A 13366-nucleotide genomic window follows, 5' to 3' on the forward strand; every position below is an offset into this window, starting at 1 on the left:
ACGAAAGCTTCGAGGTCGGCTGACGCGCTGCACGGCATAAAATAGTGCGCAACGGATCGAATCGCCGCGGCCAAAAGAAAAGGGCGACCCGAGGGCCGCCCTTCCTGTCCAGTTTCATGGATGATGTGCGAAAGGCCTTTGGCCTATCACATCATGTCCATTCCACCCATGCCGCCCATGCCGCCCGGCATAGCCGGAGCGTCCTTCTTCGGCAGCTCGGCGATCATGGCTTCGGTGGTGATCAGCAGCGATGCGACGGAAGCCGCGTCCTGCAGGGCGGTGCGAACGACCTTGACCGGGTCGATGATGCCCATGCCGATCATGTCGCCATATTCGCCGGTCTGGGCGTTGTAGCCGTAGTTGTCCTGATCCTTGTCGAGGATCTTGCCGACGACGATCGAAGCTTCGTCACCAGCGTTTTCAGCGATCTGGCGGGCCGGAGCCTGCAGAGCGCGGCGAACGATGTTGATGCCGGCTTCCTGGTCGTCGTTGACACCCTTGGAGGTGATCTTGACGGAAGAACGCAGCAGGGCAACGCCGCCGCCCGGTACGATGCCTTCCTGAACGGCAGCGCGCGTCGCGTTGAGGGCGTCGTCGATGCGGTCCTTCTTTTCCTTCACTTCGACTTCCGTCGAACCGCCGACGCGGATGACGGCAACGCCGCCGGCGAGCTTGGCAAGGCGTTCCTGCAGCTTTTCGCGGTCGTAGTCGGAGGTGGTTTCTTCGATCTGGGCCTTGATCTGGGCAACACGGCCTTCGATGTCGGACTTGGCGCCCGAACCGTCGACGATCGTGGTGTTTTCCTTGGAGATCGAAACCTTCTTCGCACGGCCGAGCATGTCGAGCGTGACGCTCTCGAGCTTGATGCCGAGGTCTTCGGAGATCACGGTGCCGCCCGTCAGGATGGCGATATCTTCGAGCATGGCCTTGCGGCGGTCGCCGAAGCCAGGCGCCTTGACGGCAGCGATCTTCAGGCCGCCGCGCAGCTTGTTGACGACGAGCGTTGCAAGGGCTTCGCCTTCGACGTCTTCAGCGATGATGAGGAGCGGCTTGCCGGTCTGGACGACGGCTTCGAGAACCGGGAGCATCGACTGCAGGTTCGAGAGCTTCTTCTCGTGGAGGAGAATGAAGACGTCTTCGAGGTCGGCGACCATCTTTTCCGGGTTGGTGACGAAGTAGGGGCTGAGGTAGCCGCGGTCGAACTGCATGCCTTCGACGACTTCGAGTTCGGTCTCGGCGGTCTTGGCTTCTTCAACCGTGATGACGCCTTCGTTGCCGACCTTCTGCATGGCTTCGGCAATGTCGAGGCCAACCTGGCGCTCGCCGTTTGCCGAGATCGTGCCGACCTGAGCGACTTCTTCCGAGGTGTTGATCTTCTTGGCCTTGGCCTGGAGATCCTTGACGACTTCGGCGACGGCGAGATCGATGCCGCGCTTCAGGTCCATCGGGTTCATGCCGGCGGCAACGGCCTTCGCGCCTTCGCGAACGATCGCCTGGGCAAGAACGGTTGCAGTGGTCGTGCCGTCGCCGGCGATGTCGTTGGTCTTCGAAGCAACTTCGCGGACCATCTGGGCGCCCATGTTTTCGAACTTGTCTTCGAGTTCGATTTCCTTGGCGACCGAAACACCGTCCTTGGTGATGCGCGGCGCGCCGAAGGACTTGTCGATGATGACGTTACGACCCTTCGGGCCGAGCGTGACCTTGACTGCGTCGGCGAGAATGTCGACGCCGCGCAGCATCTTTTCGCGCGCGGTGCGGCCAAACTTGATTTCTTTAGCTGCCATGTTTGTGACTCCTGAATTCGATTTGTTCGGGCAAAAGCCCGTCAGTCATTTCGGGAAAGCGGATCGGCAATCAGCCGATGATGCCCATGATGTCGGCTTCCTTCATGATCAGAAGGTCTTCGCCGTTGATCTTGACTTCGGTGCCGGACCACTTGCCGAACAGCACGCGGTCGCCAGCCTTGACGTCGAGAGCGACGACCTTGCCGGACTCGTCACGAGCGCCGGAACCGACGGCGACGATTTCGCCTTCCTGCGGCTTTTCCTTGGCGGTGTCGGGAATGATGATCCCGCCCTTGGTCTTCTCTTCGGACTCGACGCGACGAACGACGACGCGGTCGTGAAGCGGACGGAAATTGGTGCTTGCCATTGTCTAATCCCTCGATCGAATGACATTCGCGGACCGGAGCGGTCCACATGGATAAGTGTTAGCACTCCTCTAAGGTGAGTGCTAGCGCTCGAGCATTTAGGGATGGCTCCGAGAGGAGTCAATGAGAGCAATCACGAATTTTTGTGCCGGAATTGTGAAGAGGCGGCGAATTATCGGAGATTGCCGTTGAAATGTTCTCTAACCGTTGCGTTTGGCAACGTCGCCGGACCTTGCCGTCCGCTCTCACGGGATTGCCGGCGATCTTGTGTGTGAAGAAAATGCCTTGCCATCGCGTTGCGCCTTTGCAATGTCACCGGTGACTGAAGCAAATCGGGAAATCGGAATGGCCAGGCGGATAGAAAACTTCTCGCAGATATCAGCTCACTATGATGTGGTGCTCTGCGACGTCTGGGGCGTGGTTCACAACGGCGTCGATCCGTTTCCAAAGGCTGCAGCCGCCCTTCAAGCCGCGCGTGAGAGCGGCCTTGCCGTCGTCCTCATTACCAATTCGCCGCGCCTTTCCTGGCAGGTGGTCGAGCAGTTGCGCCATATCGGCGTTCCCGACGGCGCCTATGATCGAATAGTCACCTCGGGCGATGTCACCCGCGGGCTGATTTCTGAGGGGCCGAAGACGGTTTTTCTGCTTGGCCCCGAGCGCGACAAGGCGCTTCTCGAAGGCATTGGCGTCGAGCGTCGGCCGGCGGGCGAAGCGCAATCGCTTGTCTGCACCGGCTTTTTCGACGACGAGACTGAGAAGCCCGAGGATTACACCGACATGCTTCTGGATTTCCAGGCGCGCGATGTGCCGATGATCTGCGCCAATCCCGACCTCGTCGTCGAGCGCGGCCATCGCATCATCCCGTGCGCCGGCGCCATGGCCGCCTATTACGAGCAGCTCGGCGGCAAGACCCGCATCGCCGGCAAGCCGCACCGGCCGATCTACGAGGCGACGCTTGCGGCTGCCCGGGAGCTTCGCGGCGATTTCCCCACCGAGCGGGTGCTCGCGATCGGCGACGGCATGCCGACCGATGTACGCGGCGCCTTGAATTTCGGCCTCGACCTTCTCTACATCAGCGGCGGTATCCACGCCAAGGAATATACCCTGAACGGCGAGACCGACGAGGCGATCCTCAATGCCTATCTCGAACGGGAAAAGGCGGCGCCGAAATGGTGGATGCCGCGCCTTGCATGAAGAGAAGCCAGCCGATGACCGTCTTCCACCGCAATGAAACCCGGGAACCCTTGCCCGCCCATCTGAAGGGCGGGGTGATTGCCATCGGCAATTTCGACGGCGTCCATCGCGGCCATCAGTCGGTGCTGAACCGCGCGCTCGAGATCGCCAAGGCGCGCGGCATTCCTGCCCTGGTGCTGACCTTCGAACCGCATCCGCGCACGGTGTTCCGGCCGCAGGCGCCGGTCTTCCGCCTGACGCCCGCGCCGCTCAAGGCCCGCATCCTGGAAACGCTTGGTTTCAATGCGGTCATCGAATATCCCTTCGACTACGAATTTTCACAGCGCTCGGCCGACGATTTCATCCATTCGATCCTGAAGGATTGGCTCGGCGCCTCCGAAGTCGTCACGGGCTTCGATTTCCATTTCGGCCGCGGCCGCGAAGGCGGTCCTGCCTTCTTGATGAATGCCGGCCAGACCTATGGTTTCGGCGTCACCCTGATCGATGCCTTCCGCGACGAGAACGCCGACGTCGTCTCTTCGAGCCACATCCGGGCGCTGCTGAAGGACGGCAATGTCAGCGAAGCCGCGGGCATGCTGGGCTACCGCTATACGGCGGAGGCCGAGGTGATCGACGGCGAAAAACTCGGCCGCCAGCTCGGTTTTCCCACCGCCAACATGCGCCTGCCGCCCGAGGCCGAACTTGCCGCCGGCATCTACGCCGTCCGCTTCCGCCGCCAGGACGGAACGCTCCACGATGCGGTGGCCAGCTATGGCCGCCGGCCGACGGTGACGGAAAACGGCGCGCCGCTGCTTGAAACCTATCTCTTCGATTTCAGTGGCGATCTCTATGGCCAGCTCTGCGCCGTCTCGTTCTTCGGTTTTCTCCGACCCGAACTGAAATTCGATGGTCTCGATCCGCTGGTCGCCCAGATCAGACGCGACGAGGAAGAGGCGAGGGCGCTGCTGGCGGGTGTCGTGCCGCTCGGCGAACTCGATCAGAAACTTTGCTTTTCCTGAGGCCGTGATCAGCGCAGCGTCCTTCGAGCGCAAAAACTGCGGGCGCCGCGGCGATCGCATCGCAGAATTCTTCTCTTCCTTTTCCGGCGAAAAACGCCTATGAACCGGCCCGATGAGAAAATTTCGGCTGGCGATCAAGATACGAATTATCGGCCCGGCCTTCCGCGCGCGCTAAGCGGCCGGGAGGTCCGGGTTTTCGGCGCTTGGATACAAGCGCTTCCGTCACCAGCTTTTTCATACCCGTTGCGCCCCTTTCTGGGCCGCCAGAAACGATTGTCCCGATATGACCGACACAGCCGAAAAGATCGATTACTCGAAGACCCTCTATCTGCCTGAAACCGATTTCCCGATGCGCGCCGGTCTGCCGCAGAAGGAGCCGGAACTCGTTGCCCGCTGGCAGCAGATGGACCTCTACAAGAAACTGCGCGCCTCCGCCGCCGGCCGCGAGAAATTCGTCCTGCATGACGGCCCGCCCTATGCCAATGGCAACATCCACATCGGCCATGCGCTGAACAAGATCCTCAAGGACGTCATCAATCGCTCGTTCCAGATGCGCGGCTACGACGCCAACTACGTGCCCGGCTGGGATTGCCACGGCCTGCCGATCGAATGGAAGATCGAGGAGGAGAACTATCGCGCCAAGGGCAAGGCTAAGCCTGACCTGACCGAGCCGGCTGCAATGATCGAATTCCGCCGCGAGTGCCGCGCCTATGCCGAAAAGTGGATCAAGGTCCAGGGCGACGAGTTCCAGCGCCTCGGCATCGTCGGCGACTTCGAAAACCCCTACCTGACGATGAACTTTCATGCGGAAAGCCGCATCGCCGGCGAGCTCCTGAAGATCGCCGCAAGCGGCCAGCTCTACCGCGGCTCCAAGCCGATCATGTGGTCGGTGGTCGAGCGCACCGCGCTGGCCGAGGCCGAGGTCGAGTACCACGACTACGAGAGCGACACGATCTGGGTGAAATTCCCCGTCGCGAAAGGCCCCGATGGCGTCAACGATGCCTTCGTCGTCATCTGGACGACCACGCCATGGACGATCCCCGGCAACCGCGCGATCGCCTATTCCTCGCGTGTTGCGTACGGCCTCTACGAAGTCACGGCTGCCGAGAATGATTTTGGCCCGCGCCCGGGCGAGAAGCTGATCTTCGCCGACAAACTGGCGGAAGAGTCCTTCGCCAAGGCGAAGCTGCAGTACAGGCGCTTAGCCGATGTCACGGCTGCCGATCTCGCCGGCATGGCCTGCGCACATCCGCTCAAGGGCCTGGAAGGCGGTTACGAATTTGTCGTGCCGCTGCTCGAGGGCGACCATGTCACCGATGATGCCGGTACCGGTTTCGTGCACACCGCACCCAGCCACGGCCGCGAAGACTTTGACGTCTGGATGGCGCATGCCCGTGAGATCGAGGCGCGCGGCATCGAGACCAAAATCCCGTTCCCGGTCGACGACGGCGGCTTCTACACAGCTGATGCGCCGGGCCTCGAAGGCGCCCGCGTCATCGACGATAACGGCAAGAAGGGCGATGCCAACGACCGCGTCATCAAGGCGCTGATCGAATGCCGCGCGCTCTTTGCCCGCGGCCGCCTGAAGCACCAGTATCCGCATTCCTGGCGCTCGAAAAAGCCGGTGATCTTCCGCAACACGCCGCAGTGGTTCGTCTATATGGACAAGACACTGCCGGATGGAACGACGCTGCGCACCCGTGCGCTCGGCGCGATCGACGATACCCGTTTCGTGCCGGCTGCCGGCCAGAACCGCCTGCGCGCCATGATCGAGCAGCGCCCGGACTGGGTGCTTTCTCGTCAGCGCGCCTGGGGCGTGCCGATCTGCGTCTTCGTCGATGAGCATGGCGCCGTGCTGCAGGACGAGGCCGTCAACGCCCGCATCCTCGAGGCATTCGACGCCGAGGGCGCTGACGCCTGGTTTGCCGAAGGCGCCAAGGAACGCTTCCTCGGCAATGAGCATGACCCGGCCAAGTGGTCGCAGGTCATGGATATCCTCGACGTCTGGTTCGACTCGGGCTCGACGCACACCTTCACGCTGGAAGACCGCCCAGACCTGAAATGGCCGGCCGACCTTTATCTCGAGGGCTCCGACCAGCATCGCGGCTGGTTCCATTCCTCGCTGTTGGAATCTGCTGCCACCCGCGGCCGCGCGCCCTACGACGCCGTCCTCACCCATGGTTTCACCATGGACGAGAAGGGCGAGAAGATGTCGAAGTCGAAGGGCAACGTCACCGCCCCGCAGGAGGTGATGAAGGACGCCGGCGCCGACATTCTGCGCCTCTGGGTGATGACCTCGGACTATGCCGACGACCTGCGCGTCGGCAAGACGATCATCCAGACCAATGTCGATGCCTATCGCAAGCTGCGCAACACCATCCGCTGGATGCTCGGCACGCTTGCCCATGACAAGGGCGAGGAGATCGCGCTTGCCGATCTGCCCGAGCTGGAGCAGCTGATGCTGCATCGGCTGGCCGAGCTCGATCAGCTGGTGCGCGAAAACTACGACGCGTTCGACTTCAAGAAGATTGCCCGCGCATTGATCGACTTTGCCAATGTCGAGCTCTCGGCCTTCTACTTCGACGTTCGCAAGGATGCGCTCTATTGCGACGCGCCCTCCAGCCTTCGGCGTCGCTCGGCGCTCTATGTCATCCGCATGATCTTCGATTGCGTCGTGACCTGGCTTGCGCCGATGCTGCCCTTTACGACGGAAGAGGCATGGCTCTCGCGCAATCCCTCGGCCGTCTCGGTGCATCTGGAGCAGTTCGCTCCGGTCGCAAAGGAATGGCGCAACGATGCGCTGGCCGAAAAATGGAGGAAGATCCGCGCGATCCGCAGCGTCGTGACCGGCGCGCTTGAAATCGAGCGCAAGGACAAGCGCATCGGTTCCTCGCTCGAGGCGGCTCCGGTCGTGCATGTCGCCGACGCGGCGCTTCGCAAGGCGCTCGAGGGCCAGGATTTCAGCGAAGTCTGCATCACCTCTGGCATCACGATCAAGACGGACGCCGGCCCGGTCGACGCCTTCCGCCTGGCCGAGGTGCCCGATGTCGCCGTCGTGCCAAGGCTTGCCGAAGGCGTCAAATGCGCCCGTTCCTGGCGCATCACCACCGATGTCGGTTCCGATCCGGATTATCCCGACGTCTCGGCGCGCGACGCTGCCGCCTTGCGCGAACTCGGCATCCGCGGCTGAAGATATTTGCCGGGTGAATTGCCTTTGCGGCGTTCATCCGGTAAAAGCTGCCTGAAAATGGCCGGATTTTTGCGTCAGGGGGACGGTTGTCCGGTAGGGCGACGATTGCACCGGTGGCTGGAAGGGTTTTCATGTTCGCAACGCATTGGTTCCGTGTAGGCGCCTGCCTGTCTGTTGTCATGGCGGGATGCTCCCTTGTGTCCGGCTGCGCCAGCAGCCCGACCTACGGCACCGACAAGACCGCCATGGAGCAGCTGACCGACGATCTCGGCCAGTCCGTGTCGCTGACCGGACCGGAACCGAAGAACAAGGGCGTCAAATATACGCCGCGTCCGACACTGGTGCTGCCGGCTGAGGGCCAGCGCGAAACCCTCATCGCGCCGCAGCCGACGGTGGCCAACAAGGACAATCCGCAATGGCTTGAATCGCCGGAGGAGACGCGCGCCCGCCTCGTTTCCGAGGCTGACGCCAATTCGGACAATCCGAATTACCGCTCGCCGCTGGCGAGCTCCGCCATCGAAGGCGGCCGGCGCACGACCGAAGCCCAGACCCAGGCCTATCGCGAGGCCCGCGCCCTGCAGAAGGGCTCCTATGTCGATCAGCGCCGCTATATTTCCGATCCGCCGCCCGGCTACCGCACCGTCGACGACCCGGCAAAGCTCGACGACGTCGGCGAGCCCGAGCTCAAGAAGCAGAAGAAGCGCAAGAAGGATGCGGCGATCGCCAATTCCGGCAAGCAGTGGTGGAACTTCCTGCAGTAGCGGTCGTTCTCGCCACGCGGATTTGCCGCTCACCCTAACCCTCTCCCCGCTCGTGGGGCGAGGGGACGAGGCAAACGGAGCGTCAGGATTGAGGACGCCGGTGCGGCATATCCCCTTCGCCCCGTTTACGGGCAGAAGGTGGCGGCAGCCGGATGAGGGGCTTGTATCGGTGATCTCCTGCCGGGATATCTCAAGATTACATTGAATCTGTTGCTCATCAGCCGGACAGTGCCAGCGCGCGACCAATGATCACGGCATGCACGGACGCGGGGACTATGGCGCCTCTCTCCGTTCCGCAAAAAATCTCCGCAATATCTCGGCCGACTGGACCTCGTTGATGCCGGAATAGACCTCGGGTACGTGGTGGCAGGTCGGTTGCGCATAGAATCGCACGCCATTGTCGACGCCGCCGCCCTTCGGGTCCTCGGCGCCGTAGTAGAGCCTGCGGACACGCGCAAACGAGATGGCTGCCGCGCACATGGTGCAAGGCTCGAGCGTCACATAGAGATCGGCGCCGACAAGGCGTTCCTGCCCAAGCGCCTCGCAGGCGAGCCGGATTGCGGCGATTTCGGCGTGCGCGGTGACGTCTTTGAGCTCGCGCGTGCGATTTCCCGAGCGTGAAACGGCAATATCGTCGACAACGACGACCGCGCCGATCGGCACTTCGCCGCGTTCTCCGGCGGCGCGCGCTTCTTCAAGCGCCATCTCCATGAAACGATTTGTCTTCACGATCGCACGAATTTCCACTTAACCGCAGATGCGTGACCTGATAGACAGGCCCAAAAGGCAGGCAAACAGCAAATGACACCCAAAGACAAGCCAAAACGCCCGGGCGCAAAGCCCCTTTCACGGGATATCAGGCCGAAGGCCGGTCCGAAGGCGGGCGGCGCGAAGCCGGCGAAGGCCGCAGCCGCGCGTCCGGCGGCGGCCGAAGCCGACAGCGACACCAAGGCCGAACGCATTTCCAAGGTGATGGCGCGCGCAGGCGTCGCCTCCCGCCGCGACATCGAACGCATGATCATGGAAGGCCGTGTGACGCTGAACGGCACGGTTCTCGAAACCCCCGTCGTCAACGTCACGCTTGCCGACCGCATCGAGGTCGATGGCGTGCCGATCCGCGGCATAGAGCGCACCAGGCTCTGGCTCTATCACAAGCCGGCGGGTCTGGTGACCACCAATGCCGACCCGGAAGGCCGGCCGACCGTTTTCGACAATCTGCCGGAAGAACTGCCGCGCGTCATGTCGATCGGCCGGCTCGACATCAACACCGAAGGCCTGCTGCTGCTCACCAATGACGGCGGCCTCGCCCGCGCCCTCGAACTGCCGGCGACCGGTTGGCTGAGGCGCTACCGCGTCCGCGCCCATGGCGAGATCGATCAGGAAGCGCTCGACAAGCTCAAGGACGGCATCGCCGTCGACGGCGTGCTCTATGGATCGATCGAGGCGACGCTCGATCGCACCCAGGGCTCGAACGTCTGGATAACCATGGGCCTGCGCGAAGGCAAGAACCGCGAAATCAAGAACGTGCTCGGCGCTCTCGGCCTCGACGTCAACCGTCTGATCCGCATATCCTACGGCCCGTTCCAGCTCGGCGACTTGCCGGAAGGCCATGTCGTCGAGGTGCGCGGCCGCACGCTTCGCGACCAGCTCGGACCGCGCCTGATTGAGGAAGCCAAGGCGAATTTCGACGCGCCGATATACAATGCGCCCGCCGTTGCCGCCGAGGAAGAAGCTGAACCCGCAGCCCCGGAAAAGCGCGAACAGCGTCCACGCCGCGAGGAGGACAAGCGCGAACGGGCGCTGAGCCGCCTTGACACCAAGCGCGACGACCGTCGCGGTGGCGGGCGTCGAGATGACGACCGCCGCGATGGCGGCCGCTTCGACGACGACAAGCCGAAGCGTCCCCAACCGCTCGGCCAGCGCCGCAGCGCCAATGTCTGGATGGCGCCGGGCGCCCGACCGCTCGGCGAAAAGGCTGCGGCGAAAGCCGCCAAGAATGAGCAGACCGCGCGCCGGCGCGGCGAGCAGACGCCGGCAAAGGGCACCGGTTTCCACCATATCGAGGATCGCCCGCGCACGCAGATCAATCGCGTGCGCGAGGAGGACGGCGAATGGATCCGCTCGAGCGAGCAGCCCCACCGCAAGGATGAGGGCGAAGGCCGCGGCCGCAAGCGCTCGTTCGGGGATCGCCCAGCCCGCGAAGACCGCGGTTATGGCGACCGCCCGGCGCGTGGCGAAGGCCGTGCGGAGCGTTCGCGTGGCGACCGGCCTTTCGGCGACAAGCCGCGCGGCGACCGCAGGCCGCGTGCCGATGGTGATGAGCGTCCTCGCGCCGCCAGAGCCTCCACCGGCGAGGGCCGTTCTGAGCGTCCGCGCAGCGACCGTCCCTTTGGCGATCGTCCTTCGCGTGGCGACCGACCTTTCGCCGGCAAGCCGCGTGGCGATCGAAAGCCGCGCGAGGAGGGTGACGAGCGCCCGCGGACAGCCAGAAGCTTTGCCGGCGAGGGGCGCTCCGAGCGTCCACGCGGCGAACGGTCGTTCGGGGACAAGGCCCCGGGCGAGAAGCCGCGCGGCAAGAGCTTCGGCGCCAAGCCCGGTGGGGCCAAGAATTTTTCCGGCAAGCCGAAGAGTGGCAAGCCGGGCGGTGACAGGCCGGGCGGTGACAAGCCCGCGGGCGGTCCGTCCAGAGGTGGTGCGAGAGGGAAGGGAATGACGCGCGGTGCGGATCGTCGGCGGTGAGTTTCGCGGACGGCCTCTCGCCGTGCCAAAATCCAACGACATCCGGCCGACTGCCGACCGGACGCGCGAGAGCCTGTTCAATATATTGAGCCACGCCTATCCGGAATGCGTCGACGGCACCCGGATCCTCGATCTTTTTGCCGGAACCGGCGCCGTTGGCCTGGAAGCCGTGTCGCGCGGCTGTCGCCACGCGCTCTTCGTCGAGAACAGCGTCGAGGGCAGGGCGCTGCTCTGGGAAAATATCGATGCGCTCGGCCTGCACGGCCGCACCCGCATCCTGCGCCGCGATGCGGCCGATCTCGGCAGCCTCGGCAATCTCGAGCCTTTCGACGTGCTCTTTGCCGACCCGCCATATGGCAAGGGCCTCGGCGAAAAGGCGATGGCTGCGGCCGCCGTTGGCGGCTGGCTCCGGCCGGGGGCGATCGCGGTGCTCGAAGAACGCGCCGACATTGTCGTTTCGGTCCATCCTTCCTATGTTTTCCTCGAAAGCCGTATCTTTGGCGATACGAGGGTGCATTTCTTCCGATATCAGCCGCAATAGGCGCAGGGGCGGGGCGTGCAGCAGGCAGAGATCATCAGTCCGAAACTGCCTGCGATCAGCGATATGCCGACCGTCGCTGTCGCCTTCGGCGGTGGCGGCGCGCGCGGCCTTTCCCATATCCATATCATCGAAACCCTCGACGAGCTCGGCATCCGCCCGGTAGCGATTGCGGGTTCGTCGATCGGCGCCATCATGGGGGCCGGCATGGCCGCCGGCATGTCCGGCGCCGAAATCCGCGAACATGCGCTGGCAACCGTCGGCAACAAGACGGCTGTCGTCGCCCGCATCTGGGGCATGCGGCCGGCAACGGTGCGCGATGCGGTGGCCAAGGGCATCCGCATCGGCCAATTCAATCTGGAGCGGATCCTGAAAGCCTTCCTGCCGTCCGAGCTGCCGGCCCGATTTGAAGATCTGTTGGTGCCAACGAAGGTCATCACCACGGATTATTACGGACAGAACGAGGTCATCATCGAAGAGGGCGAGCTGTTTCCGGCACTCGCCGCCTCGTCCTCCATCCCCGCCGTGTTCATGCCGGTGCGCCTGCGCGGCCGCGTTATGATCGATGGCGGCATCAGCAATCCGGTGCCCTATGAACCCCTGATGGATCTTGCCGACATCGTCATCGGCATCGATGTGGTCGGCGCCCCGGAAGGCGACGGCACCCATATCCCGAACCGCATGGAAAGCATCTTCGGTTCCGGTCAGCTGATGATGCAGACGGCGATCTCGCTGAAGCTGAAGCTTTGCCAGCCGCACATCTTCCTGCGCCCGACGGTCGGCCGCACCGGCGTCATGGATTTCCTCAAGGCCCGCGAAGTGCTGGCCATGTCCGTCGGCGTCAAGGACGATCTGAAATTCGCTCTCGACCGCGAGATCGAAGCGCGGCTAAAACGCTAAAGAACCTTGCATGGGCACCGTTGTCTGCGTCCGCGCGGCATGCACGAGCGGTTCAGCGAACATCGCTTCGGCTATGAGCTCGGCATCCTCATTGTCGATTTCGAAGAGCCCAAAGCGCAACCGATAGCCCCAGCCGGTCCGATCGCTCGTGAAAGATAATCGACCGAGCAGTGGTCGGATCGGCGTTTCCATGGCCCGCCACCACGCGACATCCCGTCGCCAGGGGCGGAAGCCGAGGTGAGCCTCCACTTGATATGCCGCCGTTTCTTCGATCACGCCAATGGCCGTGAACGCCTGCAGGCGATCCTTGCCGCCAAACGTTTCAGTCGGCGAATAGTAAATCACGCGGTCGCCTGGCGCACTCCGCTTAAGCGGAGCGGCCTTGCCGTGACAGACTTGCATGAACCCGGCTGCGCGCCCGATGCGCACGTGGTTTGCTGATGCGACGGCAATCCAGCTGCGGGACATGGTTCAGTCCTCCGCCACGTTGTAGACGCGCAAGCGATGCCCGTCGGGATCGGCAGCAACAAAGCTACGGCCGAAATCGAGGTCGGTCGGCGGCAGAAGGATCGCCGCGCTCTTGCCCTGCCATTCGGTGTGGAGCCTATCGACCATGTCTGCTGTCGCGACCTTGAAACCGACCTCGCAGCCGCCGCCCTCAGCCGCCGGCGCCGGCTCGACGCCCGCCTTGCCCCACAGTCCGAGCGCCAGGCCCGAAGGCAGAATGAACATTGCGAAGGTCGGGCTGGCCTCCACGGGATCCTGCCCGAGCAGCCGCGCATAAAAGCTGGCGCTCTTCGACGCGTCGGTTACGAAAAGTAGAATGCTGTTGCTGTCGATCACGATAAGCCTCCTGTGTGTTGGGCAGGAGAATATCTAGAGAGACATGCTGACAGA

At 63.3% G+C, this 13366-nt stretch carries 12 protein-coding genes; 7 read left to right on the top strand and 5 right to left on the bottom strand.

Translation table 11 applies throughout. From position 1 onward, the window contains the following. Positions 1 to 146: 146 nt before the first annotated feature. Positions 147 to 1784, bottom strand: a complete 1638-nt coding sequence (gene groL, locus Tal182_RS04300) for a chaperonin GroEL (RefSeq protein WP_016734675.1) — start codon at positions 1782 to 1784, stop codon at positions 147 to 149. A gap of 70 nt (positions 1785 to 1854) precedes the next feature. Further along, positions 1855 to 2151: a co-chaperone GroES gene (groES, locus tag Tal182_RS04305; protein ID WP_004675403.1), complete on the bottom strand. Its 297-nt coding sequence runs from the start codon at positions 2149 to 2151 to the stop codon at positions 1855 to 1857. A gap of 343 nt (positions 2152 to 2494) precedes the next feature. Here groES and Tal182_RS04310 point away from each other — a divergent pair, with 343 nt between their 5' ends. The 4 genes from Tal182_RS04310 to Tal182_RS04330 all read left to right on the top strand — a co-directional run bounded on the left by Tal182_RS04310 (position 2495) and on the right by Tal182_RS04330 (position 8292). Continuing rightward, positions 2495 to 3343 carry a TIGR01459 family HAD-type hydrolase gene (locus Tal182_RS04310; RefSeq protein ID WP_064800814.1) on the top strand — a complete coding sequence of 283 codons (849 nt, stop codon included), beginning with the start codon at positions 2495 to 2497 and terminating at the stop codon, positions 3341 to 3343. 14 nt (positions 3344 to 3357) lie between these two features. Next, a complete protein-coding gene (locus Tal182_RS04315; RefSeq protein ID WP_085860817.1) occupies positions 3358 to 4341 on the top strand; it encodes a bifunctional riboflavin kinase/FAD synthetase in 984 nt (327 codons plus the stop codon). A 283-nt stretch (positions 4342 to 4624) separates the two neighbouring features. Continuing rightward, complete coding sequence (ileS, locus tag Tal182_RS04325; protein WP_085858201.1) at positions 4625 to 7531, top strand: isoleucine--tRNA ligase; 2907 nt, start codon at positions 4625 to 4627, stop codon at positions 7529 to 7531. Between the two features lie 131 nt (positions 7532 to 7662). Next, positions 7663 to 8292 carry a hypothetical protein gene (locus Tal182_RS04330; protein ID WP_064800815.1) on the top strand — a complete coding sequence of 210 codons (630 nt, stop codon included), beginning with the start codon at positions 7663 to 7665 and terminating at the stop codon, positions 8290 to 8292. Between the two features lie 273 nt (positions 8293 to 8565). Here the strand turns inward: Tal182_RS04330 and Tal182_RS04340 are convergent, their stop codons facing one another. After that, entirely contained in the window at positions 8566 to 9003 is a 438-nt protein-coding gene (locus Tal182_RS04340; protein WP_064809677.1) for a nucleoside deaminase, read from the bottom strand. Between the two features lie 90 nt (positions 9004 to 9093). Here Tal182_RS04340 and Tal182_RS04345 point away from each other — a divergent pair, with 90 nt between their 5' ends. From Tal182_RS04345 to Tal182_RS04355, 3 genes are read left to right on the top strand one after another with little or no spacing between them, the layout of a single operon-like run. Continuing rightward, positions 9094 to 11031, top strand: coding sequence for a pseudouridine synthase (locus tag Tal182_RS04345; RefSeq protein WP_085858205.1), 1938 nt, complete (start codon positions 9094 to 9096; stop codon positions 11029 to 11031). After that, positions 11012 to 11572: a 16S rRNA (guanine(966)-N(2))-methyltransferase RsmD gene (gene rsmD, locus Tal182_RS04350; protein WP_085858207.1), complete on the top strand. Its 561-nt coding sequence runs from the start codon at positions 11012 to 11014 to the stop codon at positions 11570 to 11572. The genes Tal182_RS04345 and rsmD overlap by 20 nt, the downstream gene beginning before the upstream one ends. Before the next feature lie 15 nt (positions 11573 to 11587). Further along, positions 11588 to 12469 carry a patatin-like phospholipase family protein gene (locus Tal182_RS04355; protein WP_085858209.1) on the top strand — a complete coding sequence of 294 codons (882 nt, stop codon included), beginning with the start codon at positions 11588 to 11590 and terminating at the stop codon, positions 12467 to 12469. Here the strand turns inward: Tal182_RS04355 and Tal182_RS04360 are convergent. Both Tal182_RS04360 and Tal182_RS04365 read right to left on the bottom strand, forming a co-directional pair. Beyond that, entirely contained in the window at positions 12458 to 12937 is a 480-nt protein-coding gene (locus Tal182_RS04360) for an EVE domain-containing protein (RefSeq protein ID WP_064800820.1), read from the bottom strand. The two genes, Tal182_RS04355 and Tal182_RS04360, sit on opposite strands and share 12 nt — an antisense overlap. Before the next feature lie 3 nt (positions 12938 to 12940). Then, the gene (locus tag Tal182_RS04365) at positions 12941 to 13312 is read right to left on the bottom strand and encodes a VOC family protein (RefSeq protein WP_064800821.1); all 372 of its coding nucleotides are present in this window, start codon (positions 13310 to 13312) and stop codon (positions 12941 to 12943) included. Between the last annotated feature and the right edge of the window lie 54 nt (positions 13313 to 13366).

It is taken from the genome of Rhizobium sp. TAL182 (assembly GCF_002117725.1).
GTDB lineage: Bacteria > Pseudomonadota > Alphaproteobacteria > Rhizobiales > Rhizobiaceae > Rhizobium > Rhizobium esperanzae.